Source organism: Sulfitobacter sp. KMM 9851 (genome assembly GCF_057178245.1).
Window position 1 is genome coordinate 282,534 of sequence record NZ_CM169991.1, and the last position, 21,781, is coordinate 304,314.

The 21,781-nt window shown below is 62.5% G+C and carries 14 protein-coding genes; 7 read left to right on the forward strand and 7 right to left on the reverse strand.

The window, feature by feature from the left end:
* Positions 1–57 precede the first annotated feature (57 nt).
* The 4 genes from AC1965_RS01385 (at position 58) to AC1965_RS01400 (ending at position 9,115) form a co-directional block, all read left to right on the forward strand.
* Positions 58–5,493, forward strand: coding sequence for an alpha-2-macroglobulin family protein (locus tag AC1965_RS01385; protein ID WP_483885524.1), 5,436 nt, complete (start codon positions 58–60; stop codon positions 5,491–5,493).
* Positions 5,490–7,514, forward strand: coding sequence for a penicillin-binding protein 1C (gene pbpC / locus AC1965_RS01390; RefSeq protein ID WP_483885525.1), 2,025 nt, complete (start codon positions 5,490–5,492; stop codon positions 7,512–7,514). The genes AC1965_RS01385 and pbpC overlap by 4 nt, the downstream gene beginning before the upstream one ends.
* A 69-nt stretch (positions 7,515–7,583) precedes the next feature.
* Complete coding sequence (locus AC1965_RS01395) at positions 7,584–8,234, forward strand: DUF1007 family protein (protein ID WP_483885526.1); 651 nt, start codon at positions 7,584–7,586, stop codon at positions 8,232–8,234.
* A complete protein-coding gene (locus AC1965_RS01400; protein ID WP_483885527.1) occupies positions 8,219–9,115 on the forward strand; it encodes a nickel/cobalt transporter in 897 nt (298 codons plus the stop codon). Before AC1965_RS01395 ends, AC1965_RS01400 begins: the two co-directional genes overlap by 16 nt.
* 196 nt (positions 9,116–9,311) lie before the next feature.
* On the opposite strand, the gene AC1965_RS01405 is transcribed toward AC1965_RS01400, so the two are convergent.
* The 4 genes from AC1965_RS01405 to AC1965_RS01420 are packed head-to-tail and all read right to left on the reverse strand — an operon-like array spanning position 9,312 to position 16,013.
* On the reverse strand, positions 9,312–11,354 hold the full coding sequence (locus tag AC1965_RS01405; protein ID WP_483885528.1) for a hypothetical protein: 2,043 nt from the start codon (positions 11,352–11,354) through the stop codon (positions 9,312–9,314).
* Positions 11,351–14,125 (reverse strand): DUF4159 domain-containing protein, encoded by a 2,775-nt coding sequence (locus AC1965_RS01410; RefSeq protein WP_483885529.1) that lies wholly within the window; start codon positions 14,123–14,125, stop codon positions 11,351–11,353. Before AC1965_RS01410 ends, AC1965_RS01405 begins: the two co-directional genes overlap by 4 nt.
* Entirely contained in the window at positions 14,122–15,009 is an 888-nt protein-coding gene (locus AC1965_RS01415) for a DUF58 domain-containing protein (RefSeq protein ID WP_483885530.1), read from the reverse strand. Before AC1965_RS01415 ends, AC1965_RS01410 begins: the two co-directional genes overlap by 4 nt.
* The gene (locus AC1965_RS01420; protein WP_483885531.1) at positions 15,006–16,013 is read right to left on the reverse strand and encodes an AAA family ATPase; all 1,008 of its coding nucleotides are present in this window, start codon (positions 16,011–16,013) and stop codon (positions 15,006–15,008) included. Before AC1965_RS01420 ends, AC1965_RS01415 begins: the two co-directional genes overlap by 4 nt.
* Positions 16,014–16,082: 69 nt before the next feature.
* Between AC1965_RS01420 and AC1965_RS01425 the strand changes: the two genes are divergently transcribed.
* Positions 16,083–16,667: a DUF1285 domain-containing protein gene (locus tag AC1965_RS01425; RefSeq protein ID WP_483885532.1), complete on the forward strand. Its 585-nt coding sequence runs from the start codon at positions 16,083–16,085 to the stop codon at positions 16,665–16,667.
* Positions 16,668–17,453 carry a hydroxypyruvate isomerase family protein gene (locus AC1965_RS01430; RefSeq protein ID WP_483885533.1) on the forward strand — a complete coding sequence of 262 codons (786 nt, stop codon included), beginning with the start codon at positions 16,668–16,670 and terminating at the stop codon, positions 17,451–17,453. It abuts the gene before it with no gap.
* Here the strand turns inward: AC1965_RS01430 and AC1965_RS01435 are convergent.
* On the reverse strand, positions 17,436–18,071 hold the full coding sequence (locus tag AC1965_RS01435) for a glutathione S-transferase (protein WP_483885534.1): 636 nt from the start codon (positions 18,069–18,071) through the stop codon (positions 17,436–17,438). The genes AC1965_RS01430 and AC1965_RS01435 overlap by 18 nt on opposite strands.
* A gap of 154 nt (positions 18,072–18,225) precedes the next feature.
* Between AC1965_RS01435 and AC1965_RS01440 the strand changes: the two genes are divergently transcribed.
* Positions 18,226–18,618: a VOC family protein gene (locus AC1965_RS01440; protein WP_483885535.1), complete on the forward strand. Its 393-nt coding sequence runs from the start codon at positions 18,226–18,228 to the stop codon at positions 18,616–18,618.
* Between the two features lie 98 nt (positions 18,619–18,716).
* Here the strand turns inward: AC1965_RS01440 and AC1965_RS01445 are convergent, their stop codons facing one another.
* Both AC1965_RS01445 and polA read right to left on the reverse strand, forming a co-directional pair.
* Positions 18,717–18,935, reverse strand: coding sequence for a YdeI/OmpD-associated family protein (locus tag AC1965_RS01445; RefSeq protein WP_483885536.1), 219 nt, complete (start codon positions 18,933–18,935; stop codon positions 18,717–18,719).
* Positions 18,935–21,736 (reverse strand): DNA polymerase I, encoded by a 2,802-nt coding sequence (gene polA / locus AC1965_RS01450; RefSeq protein ID WP_483886954.1) that lies wholly within the window; start codon positions 21,734–21,736, stop codon positions 18,935–18,937. Before polA ends, AC1965_RS01445 begins: the two co-directional genes overlap by 1 nt.
* Between the last annotated feature and the right edge of the window lie 45 nt (positions 21,737–21,781).

Consider the following 21,781-nt stretch of genomic DNA (forward strand, 5'->3'; position numbering starts at 1 on the left):
TCTTGCCCGTCAACGGGGGGCATGGCACGATGGGGGCATTTGAAATTGGAGATTGTCATGTCCGTCCGCACCCTGATTTGCGCGCCGTTTGTTTTGTTCGCCATATTGACCGGGGGGGCTTGGGCGCAGGACACAATGCCGGATCACCGCTATGTCTACAGCCGCGACGTAGATTTCTTTGGTGCGGATTTGACCAATCTTTTCAATACCACGCAGCAGTCATGTGAAAGGGCCTGTAGCGCGCAGGCAGGCTGTATTGCCTTTACGTTCAATACGAAATCGAACGCCTGTTTTCCCAAATCGGCCATCACGGATCGCAAGGAATATACCGGGGCGCTTTCAGCGGTCCGTCGTGCAACAGCGCCCGAGGCGCTGGAGCAGTCTGCCACGCGGCAGGATGATTTGGGGTTTCTCAATGCGGATGACGTAACCCAGGCGCATGCCATGGTGATGCAGAACGCGCGGCGGTTTGCGGTGGACGACATGCCGCTGGACGATCTGACCGCTGCGATGGTGCGGGCCGAACAGAACGGCGAAATTCTGGTGGCCCTGCGCTGGGCGGGCAAGGCCGTGTCAGCAACGGACCGTGCCGATCTGTGGGCGCGCTATGCCCGGATCAGCCTGCGTGACAATGATGACCTGCGCAGCGCCGATCGCCGCCGTATTCGGCGCGAAGCGGTGCCTGCCGCTGTGAACGCCTATCTGCGTGCCGAGGATGTTGGCACCCGCATTGACGCGCTGGATGCACTTGCCACCGCCTTGGAGGCCAACGGCAGGGGGCGCGATATGATACCGGCATTGCGACTGGCCTTAACGCTGGCCCCGCGCGAAGATATGCAAGACGCGCTGGATGATGCTGTCGGCAAATATGGCTTTCGCATCGTGGAGCATCGCGTCGACAATGACAGTGCCGCACCGCGCATCTGCGCCGAGTTCTCCGAGCAACTGGTGCAGGCGGGGGTGGATTACGAACCTTTCGTGCGGATCGAAGGCAAAGGTCTGGCAGTGCAGGCCGACGAAAGCCAATTGTGCATCGACGGTGTTGATCATGGCGCGCGGTATGATGTGACGTTCCGGCAGGGCCTGCCCTCGGCCAGTGGCGAGACATTGCACAAGGACACACGCCTGCAGCTCTATGTCCGCGACCGCACGCCCCTGGTGCGCTTCCCGGGCCGGGCCTATGTGCTGCCGCGCAGCGCGGACGCCGCCCTGCCGGTCGAGACGGTGAATGTTGATACGCTTGATCTGACCCTGCGCAGGGTCAGCGACCGAAACCTTGTGCGCGCCATTCGTGAAAGCTATTTCGGGCGCCCGCTAAGCGCCTATGAAGAAGAAAACTTTGCCACTGATCTGGCGCAGGATATCTGGCACGGCAAGGGCGATGTGCACAATACGCTCAACGCCGATATGACGACACGCCTGCCAATGGGTGACGCGCTGGCCGGGCAGGGGCCGGGGATATATTCGCTCAGCGCTTCGGTGCCAGGGCAAGACCCCTATGATTATCCCGCGGCGTCACAGTGGTTTGTATTGTCTGATCTGGGTCTTAGTACATGGTCTGGCGTGGATGGGCTAAGCGTGGCGGTGCGTGGATTAGCGGACGCGCAGGCGCGGGAGGGTGTTGTTCTAACGCTGGTCTCGCGGTCCAACGCTGTGCTGGGCAAGGTGACCAGTGACGTCGATGGCTTTGCACAGTTCCCCGCTGGTGTGACGCGCGGCAACGGCGCGTTCGCGCCCGCGTTGTTGATGGCCGAAGACGGTACCCAAGACATCGCGTTTCTGCCGCTCACCGATCCTGCCTTTGACCTGTCTGACCGCGGTGTCGAAGGGCGCCCCCCCGCACCACCGATTGATACATTCCTGACCACTGACCGTGGGGCCTACCGTGTCGGTGAAACGATCCACGCCACCGCACTGACGCGCGATGACCGCGCGGCGGCGCTAAAGGATCTGCCCGTGACCGCAATACTGCGCCGGCCGGATGGCGTGGAATACAGCCGCCAGTTGAGCCAGAAAAGCGTGGCTGGCGGGCATGTCTTTGCCCTGCCACTGGGCGCCGATGTGCCACGCGGTGCTTGGCGGTTGGACGTCTTGTCTGACTTGGATGCGCCCGCCTTAGCCAGCCAGACCGTACTGGTCGAGGATTTCTTGCCCGAGCGGATCGACTTTGACATCACGCTACCGCAGGTCGCGCTCCGCCTGACGGATACGCCGCCGGCCACGGTGGATGTGAAATATCTGTTTGGGGCGCCGGGGGCCAATTTGCAGGTAGAGGGCGACCTGAGGTTGCGGGCGACGCGTGAGATGCCGGGCTGGGCGGGCTATCAATTTGGCCGACACGATACCCGTTTCGACACACGCACGGCTGTCATCGACAGTGCCGTGACCGATGCCACCGGCCGGGCGGTATTGGACGTGCAGATGCCCGAGCTTGAGGAAAGTCCGGGTCTGCCGCTGACCGCTGAATTGATACTGCGCGTGTCGGAAGGGTCGGGACGCGCGGTTGAGCGTCGCCTGCGTAAAGCGATCGCCGCCGATACGCCACTGATCGGGATCAAACCTGCCTTTGACGATGTACTGGGCGAGGGCCAGGACGCCGGATTCGAGATTGTCGCTGTCGGTCCGCAAGGCGACGCGCAGGCGATGCCGGTGCGTTGGACCCTGAACAAGGTTGAGCGGCGATATCAGTGGTATCAGCTTTATGGCAATTGGGAGTGGGAGCCCACCGTGCGCCGTAAACGGATCGACACCGGCGAGGTCACGCTAGCGGTCACGCCCACAGCGCTAAGCCTGCCGACCGAATGGGGCGAGTACGAATTGATCGTGGAGCAGATGGACGGGGGTTATGCCGCAAGTTCGGTAAGCTTTTCTTCGGGTTGGTACGGCGGAGACGGATCAACCGACACGCCGGACCGACTGGAAATGTCGTTGAATGCCACAGAATTTGACAGGGGCGACACCGCGAAATTGCGACTGGTGCCAGAGTCCGATGGCGTTGCATTGATCAGCGTACTGTCCAACCGCGTGGTAGAACGCCGGGTTGTCGTGGTCAGCGCGGGTGAAAACATTGTACCGCTCGAGGTGACCGAGGATTGGGGCGCGGGGGCTTATGTGACCGCGTCGGTGCTGCGCCCGATGGACGTGGCGGCGGGGCAAAACCCGGCCCGCGCGATGGGCCTCGCCCATGCCGCCGTGCGCCCTGCTGCGCGTGAACTGACAGTCAGCTTTGATACGCCTGATGTGGTGGACGGGCAGGCGGGCATTCTGCGCGCCGCTGTGGTGGTCGATGGCGTCGCCCCGGGCGAAACGGCCTATGTCACATTGTCAGCCGTGGATGTGGGTATCTTGAACCTCACGGGGTTTGCGGCGCCAGACGCAAGCGATCATTACTTTGGCCAGCGCCGACTGGGTGTTGAAATCCGTGACATTTACGGTCGATTGATTGACGGGATGAATGGCGCGATGGGTGCCGTCAGGTCGGGCGGCGATGCCGCGGCGAGCGCGCAATTGCAGTCACCCCCGCCCACCGAGGAACTGATGGCATATTTTAGCGGTCCGGTGCAGGTCGGCCCTGATGGCCGTGCAGAAGTTGAGATCATCCGCCCCGCCTTCAACGGGACGGTCAAACTAATGGCGGTGGCGTGGTCTGACTCTGCTGTAGGCGATGCGGAACGCGACGTGATCGCGCGCGACCCAGTGGTGGTGACCGCTTCTTTGCCCCGGTTCCTTTCGCCGGGGGATCAAAGCCGTTTGCTGCTGGAACTGGTTCATGCCGAAGGGGATGCGGGCCAGATGAACCTAGCGGTGCGCGCTGATGATGATCTACGTCTAGGCGATGTGCCTGCGGTGGTAACACTGGCCACCAATGGCACGCAAAAGCTGGAGATACCGGTGACTGCGCAGGCCATCGGCGATCCGCTGATCACCGTTATCCTGACGACGCCGGAGGGAAAAGAGTTGCGCAAGGTGCTTACGATGCCGGTGCGCAGCAACGACCCCGAAGTGGCCGAGACACGCCAGTTTGCACTGGGGGTCGGGGAAAGTTTTACCTTTGACGGCAATGTCTTTGCCGGGCTGAAATCCGGCACCGCCAGCGCCACACTAACCGCCGGGCCGCTGGCGCGTTTCGATGTTCCGGGGCTGCTGAACCAGCTTGATCGTTATCCATATGGCTGCACCGAACAGGTGACATCAGCAGCGATGCCACTGCTTTACCTGAGTTCTGTGGCACAGGCCGCAGGTCTGGGCGAACCCGAGCAGATTGAGGACAAGATATCGACTGCCATTGCACAGGTTCTGACGCGTCAGGCCAGCAACGGGGCCTTTGGTCTCTGGCGTGCGGATTCGGGGGAGTTCTGGCTAGATGCGTATGTCAGCGATTTCCTCAGTCGGGCGCGGCGCGAGGGGCATGAGGTGCCCGATCTGGCCTTTGGCCTTGCCATGGACAACCTGCGAAACCGGATCAGTTATGCCCCCGATTTCGACAGCGGGGGCGAGGATGTTGCCTATGCCCTGCTGGTGCTGGCACAGGAGGGCGCGGCGAGCATGGGCGATTTGCGCTATTACGCCGATACCAAGGGCGACGATTTCGGCACGCCCCTGGCCGCTGCTCAATTGGGGGCGGCGCTGGCGGCTTATGGTGATCCGCTGCGTGCTGACGTGATGTTCCGCCGGGCGGGCGCGATGCTGTTGACCGAGCGGCAGAGGCGAGACTGGCGGTCCGATTTTGGCTCTCCGCTGCGCGACACGGCCGCGGTGCTGAAGCTGTCGGCGGAGGCAGGCAGCAATGCGGTTGATACCGCCGTGCTGGCCAGTTGGATCGGACGCGATAACAACCGGCTGTCGACGCAAGAAGCTGCACAGGTGGTGATGGCCGCCCATGCCCTTGCCTCTCCGGATGCCGTGCCGGGGCTGCGGGTGAACGGGCAACCCGCCGCTGGCCCCGTCGTGCGCCGGTTGACCGACGGCGATGCGGCGGCGTCTGTAATCGAGAATATCTCGTCTGCGGCGATGGATGTCACCTTGACCACCTACGGCGTGCCACAAGTGCCGCCTGAGGCTGGCGGCTATGGCTATGCGATCACCCGCGCCTATTTCACGATGGACGGTGCGCCTGTTACGGATCTGTTCGCCAGCGGTGATCGGATGGTTGTGGTGCTTACGATCACCCCGTTCGAGGACATCGGCGCGCGGTTGATTGTGGATGATCCGCTGCCCGCGGGGTTCGAGATCGACAACCCCAACCTGTTGCGCAGCGGCGAGGTGGGTGCGATGGAATGGCTAAAGACCGCCGAGGCCGAAAACGCTGAATTCCGTAGTGATCGCTTTGTCGCTGCGGTGAACCATCGCGAGGCCGAGGCCTTCAACCTAGCCTATGTCGTGCGCGCAGTCAGCCCTGGTCACTATCACCACCCGGCGGCCACAGTCAGTGACATGTACCGCCCTGAATACCGTGCCTATACCGGCACAGGGGCGGTGACGGTCGCCCCATGATACGCCACGCGCTGCTCGCACTGGTCATAGTGTCGGGTACCGGCGCAGCTTTGCGTGACGCTGTGGATGATTGGGTCGGGGCGACTGTTCTGCCGCCCGTATTGGTCGAAACATCGGTCGAGATGCGCGACCGCAACGGCGCGCTGATGCGCGTGTTTCCGGTGGAGGACGGGCGCATTCGTCTGCCGCTATCACTGGCGCAGGTGGATGCCGATTTTCTGGCGATGCTGGTCACCTATGAGGACAAGCGTTTTTACGATCACGCAGGCGTCGATCCTGTCGCGATGCTGCGTGCAGCCGGTCAGGCACTGTGGCGCGGCGAGGTCGTTTCAGGCGGTTCCACCCTGACGATGCAAGTGGCGCGGCTGTTGGAAAACTCCGGCACCGGGCGTTGGCACGGCAAGCTGCGCCAGGTCCGCGTCGCCCTCGCGCTGGAACGCAAGCTGAGCAAAGAGCAGATATTGGAGCTATACCTTGCCCATGCTCCGTATGGCGGCGCGGTCGAAGGGCTCCGCGCCGGGGCTCTGGCATGGTTTGGCAAGGAGCCCGCGCGACTGACCTTGGCAGAGGCCGCTCTGCTGGTGGCGCTGCCCCAATCGCCCGAAAGCCGCCGCCCGGACCGTCACCCCCGCGCGGCCGAAGCGGCGCGTGATCGGGTGCTCGTGCGGGTAGGTGCCCCGGCCCTCGCGCGTGCGAACCCGGTGCCTCGGCGGATGAAGCCGTTTGTGCGCCTTGCGCCACATTTGGCCGATCACTTGCGCTGGGCCGATCCATTGGCGGGGCGCCATGATGTCACTCTGGACGCGGCGCTGCAGGCACAGATCGAAGACCTTGTGCAGCGGGCTGTCCAGGGACATGCGGCTGGCGTATCAGCGGCGATCGTGGTGGCGGACCACCGCAGTGGCGCGGTTATGGCCACTGCGGGGTCGTCTGATTATTCGTCCCAGAATGGCTCTCTGGGATTTGTTGACATGACCCGCGCTGTTCGCTCACCCGGATCGACACTAAAGCCTTTCATATACGGCTTGGCCTTTGATCAGGGCCTTGCGCACCCGGACACCCTTATCAACGACGTGCCAATCGCCTTTGGCCGCTATGCGCCGCAGAATTTCGATGGCCAGTTTCGCGGTGAGGTGACGGTGCGCGAGGCGCTGCAACTGTCGCTGAACATTCCGCCGATCCTGTTAACCCACGAACTTGGGCCGTCACGGTTGCTGGCCGCGCTTCGGGCTGGCGGGGCAGACCCGCAGGTACCTGGCGGTAAGCCGGGGCTGGCTGTTGCACTGGGTGGAGTCGGGTTGACGCTGAATGATCTGGTGCAGCTCTATGCCGGACTGGCACAGGGCGGGGCTGCGCGCCCGTTGTACTGGCGTTCCGGTGGCGACGCGACACGACGTCAGCCGATGATGTCGCGGGCGGCTGCATGGCAGATCGGACATATCCTCGCCGGGTTGGTCCCGCCTGCCGGTGCCGCTGCGCGCGATGGGCAGGTCGCGTATAAGACCGGCACGTCATATGGGCACCGCGACGCCTGGGCCTTGGGTTTTGATGGCGCGCATGTGATCGGTGTCTGGCTGGGGCGGCCTGATGGGACGCCGGTGCCGGGGGCCTTTGGTGGTGATCTGGCCGCACCAATCCTGTTCGAGGCGTTTGGCCGTCTCAAGCCGCGGCCCGACCCCATGCCAGCGCCACCGCCGGAAACGCTGATCCTTTCTACCGCGTCCCTGCCGGTACCCTTGCAGAGGTTCCGCAGCCGCGATGCAGTTTTCGTGCGCGATATCAATGCGCCGACAGTCAGTTTTCCCCCTGATGGCGCGGTGCTGCGCCACAACGCTGCGGGCATTCCGCTGAAACTGCGCGCCGGGATGTTGCCGCTGACGGTACTGGTAGATGGAACGCCCCTTTTGACCGGGGTGCGGCAGCGCGATATGATACTGCCGCTGACGGGGCAGGGGTTTGCGCAGATTGCGGTGGTCGATGCTAGGGGCCGTTCGGCGCAGGTTCAGATCCAGATCAAATGATCCGGCCATCCGTCGCCGACGCACGCGCACCAATTGCCGACGCCCGCCAAGGCCGCTAAAGATAGTGGTATGAAACGCTGTGCTGCGCATCTTTTATGTCTGCTTGTTGCCGCCCCTCTGGGAGCGCATCCGCATATATTTGTCGAAACTGGTGTCGATGCCATTGTGGATGACATCGGAAACCTGACCCATGTGAGGGTGACTTGGGTATATGACGAATTTTATTCCCTGTTGATTACCGAAGACCGTGCGTTGGACCCGGATTATGATGGCGTGCTGACGCCCGAGGAACTGGCTCAACTTAACGGTTTTGACATGCAATGGGTCGATGGGTTCAACGGCGATCTGGTGGTGACGGATGGCGCGCGCGACGTGCCCCTGTCCGGTCCGCAGGACATAATCACGCGATTCTCCGAAGGTCGCATCACCACGGTGCATACACGCGCGGTCACCGGATCGCCGCAACTGGCGGACGGGGTGGTGATCAAGCCCTACGACCCAACCTATTACACGGCCTACGAGGTGAACCGCCCGGTAAAGATCACGGGCAATGACGGCTGCCGGGGCCGCGTTAAAATGCCGGACATGACGGCGGGGCTGAAAGCGGTGCAAGAGCAGCTCAGCACCCTTGATATGGAGTCAGACCCCGAGGACGTCGGTCTGCCCGATATCGGTGCCGCCCTGGCCAACGAAGTGATCCTCTCATGCGCAGTGCCGTGACCCTAGCCGCAGTGGCGGCGACACTGGCGCTGCTGGGTATTTGGGCCACGGGTGGCTTTGATGTCCTGTCATCCTGGGCAGCAGGGCAACAACGCGGTTTCCAAAATACCATCGCAACCGGGTTGCGTGCCGCGCGCGGGGGTGAGGCAGGCGCCCTGGCGACTGTCCTGACGGCTTGTTTCCTGTACGGCTTGGCACATGCAGCGGGCCCAGGCCACGGTAAGGTTCTGATAGGCGGTTATGGGCTTGCGCGCCGGGTCCCGATGCTGCGGCTGTCATTGATCGCACTAACAGCGTCGCTGGGGCAAGCCGTGACGGCGGTGGTTTTGGTCTATACCGGTGTGATGGTGCTAAACCTCAGCCGCGAGGCGCTGGTGGGGGTGACAGAGGGCATCATGGCCCCGGCAAGCTATGGCGCGATCATGCTGATCGGGCTTTGGTTGATCTGGCGCGGCCTGAGGCATCTGCGCGGAGCTGGCCCTCACAACTTAGAAATGTCGCACAATCACGAAGCCTGCCCAAGCTGTGGTCACGCGCACGGCCCATCGCTGCGCGAGGTGGATGACGCGGTTACCCTGCGCGATGCCCTTGTCCTCATCGCCGGGATCGCCATCCGCCCCTGCACCGGGGCGCTGTTTGTGCTGATCATCACCTGGCATATGGGCATTGGCGGTGCGGGTGTGCTGGGGGCTTTTGCGATGGCCCTGGGCACCGCCTTGGTCACCATTGCGGTGGGCCTTGCCGCAGGGGGATTGCGGGGAGGGCTGCTGGCCGGGTTGGGAGGCTCGCCGCGCATGGCACAGGTGGCTGCGGTGGTGGAACTGACAGCAGGCGCGCTGGTGGCGGTGCTCGCGGGTGGGCTCCTGTTCCGGGCGGTGTGACGCGTTAGCCGGTTAACGTTTATATTTCAGCCAGATAGCCGATGCACAATCCGTACAGCACCTGTACAGCAGCCGTACAGCGGACGCTTTACAGATCGCCATTGCGCGAGAGGTTAACACCCCTCGGTCTTCCTACTTTTTTGAGTCAAAAATACCCTCGGGGGTCTGGGGGCTGGCCCCCAGCCAACAGCAGCAACTACCGCCGCCCCTCGCGCAGCCAAGCGCCCGTGATCAACAGCGCCGACATGAGCAACACCAACCACCCCGGCAAGATCGGCGTCTGCCGCACATCACGGGTTTCATAGGCACCACGCGGGGTCAGGCCCAGCCACCCGCGCCCGGCAGCAGGGCGGCCAACCCGCACGTCTCGCAGACGCGGCAGCCCGTCTTGCAACCGCGCGACGCCGCCGCGCATGCCGTCGATCACCGCGCGCAGGGCTGCGTCACTCGCGATCGTTTCAACAAATTCGCGCGGGGCAGCAGGGCCAAGCCCGATGACGCTGGTCTGGTCGCCATTTTCCAAACGATACAGCCCGATCTCTGGCCCGCTATAGACGCCTTCGAATTGGCCCGGACCTGCGGGGGTCAATGCCAATTCATGCACGCTGCCATCGGGGGCGGTGATGGTCACGGGCGGCACGGTTTCGCCCAGTGTACGGCGCGTGATGCGCATGGTCTGGCCCTCGGCGATGGCGGTCAGAGCTTCTTCTTCCAGCTCGGGTTCCTTCATCATCCAATGGGCAAGGCGGCGCAGCAGTTCCAACTGTGGGCCACCGCCCTCGTAACCCCGGCTCCAGAGCCATGCGTGATCGGATGCCAACAGCGCCACGCGGCCCTGATCAACCCGATCCAGAACCAGCAGGGGACGGTCGTCTATGCCGCTCATGACCACGGTGCCTTTTGGCGCGGTGACATCAATCTGGCGCAGCCAGCGGCCCCAGTCGCCGTTTCCGGGCATGTCGGCGGTCACCGGATGACGCTGGCCAAGTTCGGTGATGGCGGGAAGGTAGGGTTGTTCGATCACCCGCGCCGTCGGTGTCGCGGGCAGCACCAGCCCCAGTGGAGAGCGATAGAGACTGTCGGCGCTGGCAAAATCTGGCCCGGCCGCGACCAGCACTGCCCCGCCTTTGCGCACATAATTGGCCACGTTTTCGAGGTACAGCGCAGGCAGAATTCCGCGGCGCTGATATCGGTCAAAGATGATCAGGTCAAAGTCGTCTATCTTGTCCATGAACAATTCGCGGGTCGGAAAGGCGATCAGCGACAGTTCGTTCACCGGCACGCCGTCTTGTTTTTCCGGCGGGCGCAGAATGGTGAAATGTACCAGATCGACGGAACTGTCTGATTTCAGCAGGTTACGCCATGTGCGGCCGCCGGGGTGTGGCTCCCCCGACACCAGCAAGACGCGCAACCGGTCGCGCACGCCGTTCATCTGGATCAGCGCGGCATTGTTGCGGTCGGTCAATTCGCCCGGGCTTTCGGGTAGCGAAAAGCGGATCACGTTGCGTCCGCCGTGCGGCAGGGTCACAGGCAGGTCGATGTCTTCGCCCACGGGCACGCGAAAACGCTGCGGTTCTTCGCCATCGACAGAGATATCCAGCAGCGCCAGCCCGTCGTTTTCAGGGGCCGCACCCAGATCGTCAATGCGCAGGGTCAGGGTGACGGGTTCGCCGATGATGGCAAAGGCGGGCGCATTGCGCACAGACAGGCGGCGGTCCCAGTCGGTGTCCAGCCCGGTTTGCAGCAGGTGCAGCGGCGCGGGCAGGTCCAGCGGCAGGTCGGCGTCATGCACGCGCCCGTCGCTGATGGCGAGGATACCTGCGATGCGCGAACGCGGTTCATCGGCCAGCGCGTCGGCCAGTGTGGTCATCAATTGGGTGCCAGCATCGCCCGCCCCGTCGGGCACGGATATGCGGCGCAGGTCGGTGTTGGGCCGCGCGGTGATGCGCGCGGCGAGGGCATCGCCAGCGCTGCTGCTTTGGGCCGGGCGGTCACCGAGTTTCTGGCTGGCGCTGTTGTCTTCGAGCAGCAGGACAATGTCGCTGAGCGGGGCGCGGTCCTCTTGCTGATAAGACGGGCCAGCCAGCGCGCCAAGCACCACCAAAGCGGCCAATCCGCGCAAGGCCCAGCCTGACAGCCCACGCCAAGCGGCCAGCGCCACGCCGAGGGCGGCGAGCACGGCAATCACTGCCAGCAGGGCCAGCGGGATCAGCGGGTCAAAGACTATGGTGGCGGTCATTGGCCCAACCTATCAAGCAGCGCAGGCACATGCACCTGATCAGATTTGTAGTTGCCGGTCAGCACATGCATCACAAGGTTTACCCCAAAGCGGTAGGCCAGTTCGCGCTGCCGCTCGCCGGAAAACCCACGCCCGATAGGCAGCAGCGGCGCACCATCTGAGCGCACGGCCCATGCCGCGGCCCAATCATTACCGCCGATGACCACAGGTGTGACACCATCGTTGAGGTTGCGAAACGGCATACCGTCGATTTTTTCAGCATTAGGAGGCGCCGCTTCGACCCATAGGTCGCGGCTGGCGTGGCGTCCTGGGTAATCTTGAAGCAGATAAAACGTGCGGGTTAGGACGTGGTCACCCGGCAGTGGTTCCAATGGCGGAATGTCCAGCGGAGCTGCGAGCGATTGCAGTTTGCGGCCATTGGGGCTGGCGGCGCCGTACCGCGCGGTATCGCCATCACGGGTGTCAAACAGGATCAGCCCCCCCGACCGTAGGTACGCGTTTAGCTTGGCATAGGCTTCTTCGGATGGGCGTGGCTGATCGGGGGTGATGGGCCAGTAAAGGATCGGGAAAAACGCCAGTTCGTCGCGCTCCAGATCGACGCCTGTGGGTGGAGCGGGCTCGATGGAGGTGCGAAAGAATAATGTATCGGACAGGCCCATCAGCCCCGCCTGTGCAATTTCATCAACACCCGCATCGCCGGTAATCACATGGGCCAGCGACACCTCGCCGGTCGATTGGATGGCGAAGTTATCGGCTTCGGTCATGTCTTGGGCATGGCCGGGGACGGGGTGGTGCAGGCCAATCGCGACACCAAGCACCAGTGCCGCGTTTACGCCGCGTAGCAATCGCCCCGATAGCGCCAGCGAAGCGGCCACATCGGCGACCAGCAGCATAATCGCGAGGCTGAGCAACGCGCCGGTGACGGGCTGTTCAGGTGCGGTGGCAAAGCCGCGCAGGGGTACGTCGGCAGGCCATGTAGCGGGGGCAAGGGTACTGTCGGCGCGAAAAGTGTTGCGCGCGATGCGGCGATCATCGGAACCATAGATGCCGGGGCGCAGCGCGGGTCCAGCGGCGGCACTGATCAGGTCCGGCCCGGTGACGCCCGGCAGGTTGTCGGCATCCGACAGTGCGCCAAAGCCATCCATCACCCGCAAGGGGGTCCATGTGGTGCCTTCGAGGTTTTGCGCCTCCGGTGTGGCGGCACCTGAGGACACGGCGAGCCGCTCCAGCATCTGCACAAACAGACCTGACAGAGGCAGGGTTGACCATTCGGCAGTGGCGGTGACGTGAAACAGCACAATCTGGCCTTGGCCCACGGTTTTGCGGGTGACCAGTGGTGTGCCATCGCTAAGTGATGCAATCACTCGGTCGGCCAATGTGGGATCGGGTTGCGCAACCACCTGCGACGAGACAACAACATCACCCGGCACGGGCAGGCCGAAGAACGGCGAGGCGCTGCGAAATGGGGCCAGCGACTTAGGTTCGCCCCATGACATCGCGCCACCGACGCTGCGCCCGCCGGCGCGCAGGCGCACGGGCATCAGCGGGTCTTCGTCGATGCGGCTGACGTCGCTGGCGGCGATGCGCGGCCCGGCAAAGCGGATCAGCATGCCGCCCTCGTTGATCCACTCAAGCAGCGGGGTGGTTTCGGCATCTGACAGGGTGGCGATATCGGCCAGCACGATCACATCGGGGTTGGCGGGCAGCACATCGGCCAGCGATCCGTCGATCAGGTCGGCGCTGGGGGCCAGCGCCTGTTCGATATAGTGCAGCGGCGACAGCAGTTGCAGCCCTTCGCGGGTGCCGCGCCCACCGATCAGCGCCACTTCGCGGCGGCGCAGCCCATCGTCCACCAGCGTGGTGGCCCCAGCCGAGCGCTGCCCGGCGATGTTGAACGAGGTCAACCGCGCGCGCAGTTCGGCCGGTAGGGCCAGCGCGGTGGTGGCCTGTGTTGCACCCTGATCAAAGGTGGCATTGGCGGTGGCGAGGATGCGGGCGTTGCCCGCCGGATCGCGGCCCCGGGCCTCAACCACAACGTCGCGTTCTAAACCGGCCGCGGCGCGGTGCAGGGTCAGGTTGATCTCGCCGTCGTCATAGGTGGCAGGGGCGATGGCCAGCACATTGGCGGCGGTTTGGTAAACCTCGACCTGTCCGCGTGATTGCAAGGTTTGCAGCAGGGCATCGCGGCCGTCAAAATCCAGACCATCGCTGAACCACAGGGTGTCGGCGGCAGGCACTTCGGCCAGTATTTCTGTGGCGCGGGTGATGTTGGCGGGGGCGGGTTGCCAAGCCTCTGGCGCGAGGCCCGCCAGACGGCTGCGCCAGACATCGGCGGATTGAAAAGTGGGCATATCAGGGCGGGTGAGGCTGAGCAGGCCAACGGTGCGGCCTGCGCGCCCGGCGCGGGTAAGCTGCGCCTCCAGCGCCTCCATCTGCTGGGGCCAGCGGGCGGCCCCGGCCCATGAGCCATCCAGCACAATCAGCAGCGGGCCATCGCCCTGCGCCTGATCGGTTTGCGGGTTCAGCACGGGACCGGCCAGCCCGATGATGATCGCCGCCACCGCCAGCATGCGCAGCAGCAAGAGCCACCACGGGGTGCGGTCAGACACGCTTTCGTCGTCTTTCAGGCCCAAGAGCAGCGCCACACCGGGAAAGCGGCGGCGGATCGGTGCGGGGGGCACGGCGCGCAGGATCAGCCAGAGGATTGGCAGGGCCAGCAAGGCCAGCAGGAGCCAAGGCGCGGTAAAGCCGATGCCGCCAAAGACACTCATGCTGCGACCCCGGCGCGGGCGTCGAGCGCGCCGTACAGCCAAAGCAGCGCGGATTGCGCGGAGGCATTTGTATGGTGCAGCCCGTATTGCCAGCCGGTGACGGCGCAAAGCTGTTGCAGCTCGGCCTTGCGGGTGGCGAGGCGGTCAAGATAGCGGTCGCGCAGGTCGTTTGCCTTGAGCGTTTCATGACGCAGGGTGCCACCGACGCTCTCAAAAATGGTGCGGCCGGAAAAGGGGAAAGCCTCCTCGGACGGGTCGAGGACATGGTAGAGGATGCCGCGCACGCCACGGTCGGCGGCTTTGGTCAGGGCCGATTGCACGTCCGCCAGATCACCCATGAAATCAGAGATGAACACGGCGCGGGCATGGGGGATCATGGCGCGGTGTTCGGGGGGGCTGTAATCGCTGTCGTCGTCGCGGCAGAACGCCTCGGCCAGACGCAACACTTGGGGGTTGCCGCGCCGGGGCGGCAGGGTGGTGCCGGTCAGCCCCACGCGTTCGCCGCCGCGCAGCAACAAGATCGCCAGAGACAGGCCCAGCAGGCGGGCGCGGTCGGCCTTTTGTGGCAGGTCGCGCCCGGAGGTAAAGCGCATCGAGGCGCCCTGATCGACCCAGAGCATGATGGATTGGGCAATCTGCCATTCGCGTTCGCGCACAAATTCAAGGTCGCCGCGCGCGCTGCGGCGGTGGTCGATCATGCGGCGGCTGTCGCCCATTTGTGCCGGGCGGTATTGCCAGAAATCATCCCCCAGCCCCGCCCGCCTGCGGCCATGCGCGCCCAGCAGGACGGCGCCGGCCAGATGTTCGGCACGGGCCAGCAGGGCAGGCAGGCGCGCGGCCTGATCCTCGGCCAAGGCACGTAGGGAATGTGGGGTTTGGGTCACGCGGCGGCCTTTGATCCGGTCAGGCGGGTGGCGGTTTCGCTGATCAGGTTGGGCAGGCTATCGCCACGGGCGCGGGCGGCAAAATTCAGCGCCATGCGGTGGCTTAGCACCGGGCGGGCCATGGCGATCACATCCTCAGCCGAGGGGGCAAGGCGCCCTTGCAAAAGCGCCCGTGCGCGCACTGTCAGCATCAGGGCTTGGGCGGCGCGTGGGCCGGGGCCCCAAGCCACGGTTTCGCGCACCAAGGCGCTGGCATCGGGATCATCGGGGCGGAAGGAGCGGACCAGATCAAGGATCATTTCGACCACGCTGTCGCCCACCGGCATGCGGCGCAGCAGGGTTTGCGCGGCCAGCAGATTGGCAGAGGTGAAGACCGCATGGGCCTGTCCTTCAGCCTCGCCCGTGGTGGCGATTAGGATGTCGCGTTCGGTGGCGCGGTCGGGATAGTTGACGTCGATCTGCACCAGAAAACGGTCAAGCTGTGCCTCTGGCAAGGGGTAGGTGCCTTCTTGTTCAATCGGGTTCTGGGTGGCGAGCACGTGGAAGGGATTGCCCAACGGGCGGTCTTGGCCAGCGACGGTCACGGTCTTTTCCTGCATCGCCTGTAGCAGCGCCGATTGGGTGCGCGGGCTGGCGCGGTTAATCTCATCTGCCATCAAAAGCTGGCAGAAAATCGGTCCCTCAACAAATCGAAAGGCACGAGAGCCATCCGCGGCGGTATCCAGCACTTCCGACCCCAGAATATCGGCTGGCATCAGATCGGGGGTAAATTGAACACGGTTGCCGTTGAGGCCCATCACAGTGCCCAGTGTTTCGACCAGACGGGTTTTGCCAAGGCCCGGCAGGCCGATCAGCAGCCCGTGCCCACCGCAGAGGAGTGCCGTCAACGTCAGGTCAACCACTTGTTCCTGACCGATAAACCGCTGGGTGATCGACTGCTTTGCCAGCGCCAGTTTTTCGGCCAGTACCTCGATATGGGCGATCAGATCATCCGCTTGGGTCATGACATTTACTCTCTTAGGGTTATATCGTTCAGTGTAAGTGTATCGCGATGACAGGGAATGGCAAAAGCAATGAGTGGACAAAAAACCGTGACCCCAACCGCTGACAGCCTGATTGCATCGGCCAAAGCGGCCAAAACACGCGGTTTGCCGCCGCTGGAAAAGTGGAACCCGCCGTTTTGTGGGGATCTGGACATGCAGATCAAGCGGGACGGGACGTGGTTCTATCAAGGCACGCCGATTGGGCGGATCGAATTGGTCAAATTGTTCGCGACGATTCTGTGGCGGGAGGGGGATGATTATTTCCTTGTGACCCCGGTGGAGAAGGTGGGCATCACGGTAGAGGATGCGCCGTTTATCGCGGTGGATTTTGAGGCGGAAGGAGAGGTCGATAACCAGCGCCTAAGCTTTGTCACCAACCTGGGCGACGTGGCCGTGGCCGGGGCAGATCATCCGATCCGGGTGGAGCGGGACGACGAAACCGGAGAGCCGGCGCCATATGTGTTGGTGCGACGCAATCTTGAGGCGCTGATCGACCGCAAGAGCTTTTACCGCTTGGTTGAGTTGGCGACACACCATGACGGCTGGTTTGGCGTCTGGTCGTCCGGAGAATTCTTTGGCATTATTCCATCGGACGAACTGCCGAAAGACGCTTGAATGTCCTTGAAATATGCCGCGAACCTTTCCCTGCTTTGGCCCGATCTACCCTATCTGGACCGGTTCGATGCGGCGGCGGAGGCTGGGTTTTCGGCGGTCGAAATCTTGTTTCCCTACGATCTGCCTGCCAAGGAAACTCAACGCGCTCTGTTGCGCAATGGGTTGGAACTGGTGCTGATCAACGCGCCGCCGCCAAATTATACCGGGGGGGAGCGGGGCTTTGCCGCCGTGCCGGAACTGGCGGGGCGGTTCGCCTATGACATGCGGCGGGTGTACCGCTATGTCGATGTTTTGAAACCGAAAATGATCCATGTGATGGCGGGCGAGGCTGTCGGGGATGCGGCGAAGGCGGTGTTTGTCGAGAACCTGAAGCGCGCGGCAGATGACGCCCCTGCGGGACTGACCCTGATGATTGAACCGCTGAACCCGGTTGCGATGCCGGGGTATTTCCTAAACGACTACGCGCTGGCGGCAGAGGTTTTGGCGGCGGTGGATGCGCCGAATGTGGCGCTGCAATATGACAGCTATCATGCGCAAATGATCCACGGCGATGCGGTGGCGGTGTTTGATCAGTATCGCGATCTGATCCGCCACGTGCAGATCGGTGACTGCCCAGAACGCAGCGCGCCGGGAACAGGTGATGTGGATTTCGCCATGTTATTTGGGCGTCTGCGTGACAGTGGCTATGACGGTTGGATCAGCGGGGAGTATCATCCCGGAGGGCCGACGGAAGAAACCTTGGGTTGGATGCAGCTTGATGCCGGCAATCTAACGACGCTGCGCTGACACTGGAAAATCTATTGGCACGTCGCCCGGCTGCCATTGCGGATACTTTTGCATAATCGCGCCAAAGCGAGGGCTGATCAGAAACGCGTCGAGCCATGCGCGAAGGTCGGGCCACGACTGCGCGTCAAACCACTCGCGGTCGATATAGGCGAATTGGCGGACGAAGGGCAGGATCGCGTAATCCGCCAGCGTCGGCCGATCGAATATCCAGGTGGTGATGGTGTCGTCGAGTTCGTGCAGAAAGGCGGCGGCGATGGCGCGGTGGTTGGCAGCGTCCTCATCGGGATAGCGGCTGGCGTATTTCGTGCGGTCCAGCGCTTGCTTGAACGGGCCATCGGCACGGGTGATCAGGGCGTGGCCTGCATCTGGCATGTCGAGCCAGCCTTCGGGATCGTTCTGGGCCAGCGCCCATTTCATGATGTCGAGGCTTTCGTCGATGGGACCGGTTTTGATGACAAGGCAGGGCACCGTGGCGCTGGGCGAGGCGGTTAGGAATTCGGCGGGTTTGTCGCGCAGGACAACTTCGCGCAGATGTACAAGCCTGCCGGCGGAAGCCAACGCCAGACGCGCACGCATCGCATAAGGGCAGCGGCGAAAGGAATAGAGGATCGGGGTCATGGGATAAGAGGTAGCGGAATTTGGGTGGCAGTGCCAAGGGCGGCGTTAAAAGAAGGCGCGCTGCGACGTTGCTTCGTGCCCGGGGGTAGTTACCCATCTGGCGGCATGTCTGGCATTGTGGCTATTGTGGTGCTTTCAAAAGATGGAACTGCAGATGAACCAATCACTTTCCCTCGTTGCTGTCGTGGTGCGCGATTATGACGACGCGATTGCCTTTTATACTGAAAAGCTGGGGTTTGAGCTGATTGATGATACGTATCAGCCGGAGCAGGACAAACGCTGGGTTGTTGTGCGGCCGCGTGGGGAAGGGCAGGCCGGGGTGCTGTTAGCGCGTGCCTCGAATACCCATCAGGGGGGGTACATCGGTGATCAATGTGGTGGGCGGGTTTTTCTATTTTTACAGACGGATGATTTTGAGCGCGACTATAATGCCTATCTGAACCGCGGCGTGAAGTTTGTCAGGCCACCCAAACACGCCGATTATGGCACCGTGGCGGTGTTTGAGGACTTATACGGCAACCTGTGGGATTTGGTGCAGTTCAAATAGACGATATTGGGCTATCTTTCCGAGCGAAGCCCTGAAGTTTGATCGCACCTAATACGACGCGCGATGCGCCAGGTTTCGGACCGTGAGATCACAGTGTGTCACTGAAACGGCGTGGGCGGCATGCCTTTGCCAGCAAAGCGCGCCACATCATCCACCCGTTTTGAACGTGCCGCCGTGGTGCGCGCGCTGTCGATCCATTCCAGGGCATCTGCGCGCATTTCGTCACTATATGCATCCCACCCTGCCTGCGCGCCTGTTTCATCCAGCGCCTGCATCAGATCATCGGGCAGTGGCGCCTTTGGATCAAGGTTTTCCATCAATGTGCCTCCGCCCAATTGGCACCCTGACCGGCATCCACAGTCAGTTTCACATCCAGCTTTACCACCGGATCATTGGCGTTCTCCATGACCTCGCGCGCGGCAGAGATGAGTGCGTCCTCGGCGCCCTGCTCGACCTCGAACAGCAGTTCATCGTGCACCTGCAACAGCATCGTCGCGGGCAGATCGGCGATGGCGGCGGGCATGCGGATCATGGCGCGGCGGATCACATCGGCGGCAGTGCCTTGGATCGGGGCGTTGATCGCGGCGCGCGCAGCAAACCCGGCATGCGGCCCTTTGGCACCGATGTTGGGCGTGTGAATTTTACGGCCAAACAGGGTTTGCACAAATCCATGTTCCTTGGCGAAAGCTTTGGTGTCGTCCATGTAAGTACGGATGCCGGGGAAGCGTTCGAAATAACGGTCGATAAATCCCTGCGCCTCGGCCCGCGGGATGCGCAGGTTGCGCGCGAGGCCAAAGCCGGAAATGCCGTAGATCACGCCAAAGTTGATCGCCTTGGCCTGACGCCGGATCTCGGGCGTCATGTCGTCAAGCGCGACGTTGAACATTTCCGACGCAGTCAGCGCGTGAATGTCGATACCGTCAGCAAAGGCCTGCTTTAGTTCGGGGATATCAGCGATATGCGCCAGGATGCGCAATTCGATCTGCGAGTAATCGAGCGCTACCAGCGTCTTGCCCTTCTCTGCCACAAATGCCTCGCGGATGCGGCGGCCTTCCTCAGAGCGGATGGGGATGTTCTGCAGGTTTGGATCAGTCGACGCCAACCGCCCGGTCGAGGCCCCAGCAATGGAATATGACGTATGCACCCGCCCCGTGTCAGGATTGATGTGTTCCTGCAGCGCGTCGGTGTAGGTGGATTTGAGTTTGCTGAGCTGCCGCCAATCAAGAATGCGGCGCGGCAGTTCGTGTTCAGTGGCGAGGTCTTCCAGTACGTCCGCGCCAGTGGCATAGGCGCCGGTTTTGCCCTTCTTGCCGCCCTCTAGCGCCATTTCGTCAAACAGGATCTCACCTAGCTGCTTGGGTGAACCGACGTTGAACTTGCGGCCTGCCAGTTCGTAAATCTCGTCCTCCAGCCCTGCCATTTTCTGGGCAAAGGCGTTGGACATGCGCGACAGCGTATCACGGTCAACCTTGATACCAGAGCGTTCCATCGCGGCCAGCACTGGCACCAGCGGGCGCTCTAGCGTTTCATAGACCTTGGTGACCTGCGCGCGGTGCAGTTGTGGCTTGAACAACTGCCACAGACGCAGCGTGATGTCGGCGTCTTCGGCGGCATAGGCCACCGCGTCTTCCAACGGCACCTTGTCGAAGGTCACGGCAGATTTACCTGACCCCAACAGCGGTTTGATAGGGAGCGGCGTATGCGCAAGGTAGCGTTCGCAAAGCGTGTCCATTCCGTGATTATGCAGGCCCGCGTGCATCGCGTAGGACATCAGCATAGTGTCGTCGATCGGGGCAACCGTGATGCCGATCTGGGCAAAAATCTTGCTGTCATATTTCATGTTTTGCCCGATCTTGAGGATCGCAGGATCCTCCAGCATCGGGGTGAGCATTTTCAGTACCTCTTCGGTGGGCATCTGGCCGGGTGCCAGATCGTCAGAGCCGAACAAATCATCGTCCCGGCTGGCTTTATGAATCAGCGGGATATAGCAGGCTTCGCCCGCCGTGACAGACAGCGAAATGCCGACAAGATCTGCCACCATTTCATCAAGTCCAGTGGTTTCAGTATCGACCGCGACATGGCCCGCTTCGTAAATCTGGTCGAGCCATTTCTGCAGGGCGGCGGCGTCGCTGACCTGTTCATACTTGCTGGTGTCAAACGGTATATCGGCAGCCTGCGGTGCAGTGCTGTCAGGGGCCGGTGCCTCGGTGATAACCGGGGCCTCACGGCCTAAAACATCGGCCACGCGTTTGGACAGGGTGCGAAACTCCATCTCTGACAGGAATCCCAGCAGTGTGTCCGGGTCTGGGTCGCGCACCTCAAGATCGTCGATGGTGAAATCAAGCGGGGTGTTTTCGTCAAGCAGGACCAGTCGGCGGCTCAGGCGGATCTGGTCGGCATGGTCAATCAGGGTTTGCCGCCGCTTGGGCTGTTTGATCTCGCCCGCGCGGTCCAGCAGGGCGTCCAGATCACCATATTCATTGATCAGCAGCGCCGCGGTCTTGATCCCGATGCCAGGTGCCCCCGGGACGTTATCAACCGAATCGCCAGCAAGCGCCTGCACGTCGACCACGCGTTCTGGATAGACGCCGAACTTCTCGAACACGCCGTCGCGGTCGATGGTCCTGTTCTTCATCGCATCGAGCATTTCAACGCCGTCACCGACAAGCTGCATCAGGTCCTTGTCGGAACTGATGATGGTACAACGCCCTCCCGCTGCGCGGGCTTGTACGGCAAGCGTGGCAATAATGTCGTCGGCTTCAAAACCCTCTTTTTCCTTACAGGCGATGTTAAACGCCTCAGTCGCGGTGCGGGTCAGCGGGATCTGCGGGCGCAGGTCTTCGGGCATCGCCTCGCGGTTGGCTTTGTAGAGGTTGTACATGTCATTGCGAAACGTATGGCTCCCCTTGTCAAAGATCACGGCCACATGGGTAGGTGCATCGGGGCCGGTGTTGCCCTCAACATAGCGGTGCAGCATGTTGCAAAACCCAGCCACGGCGCCAATCGGCAACCCATCTGATTTGCGTGTCAGTGGCGGCAGCGCGTGATAGGCACGAAAGATGAAGGCCGAGCCGTCGATCAGATGCAGGTGGTGGCCTTTGCCGAATGTCATGGTGATGCTCCTGTCGCGTTGGCGTCCCTTTTGCCACGAAGATCAGGGTTG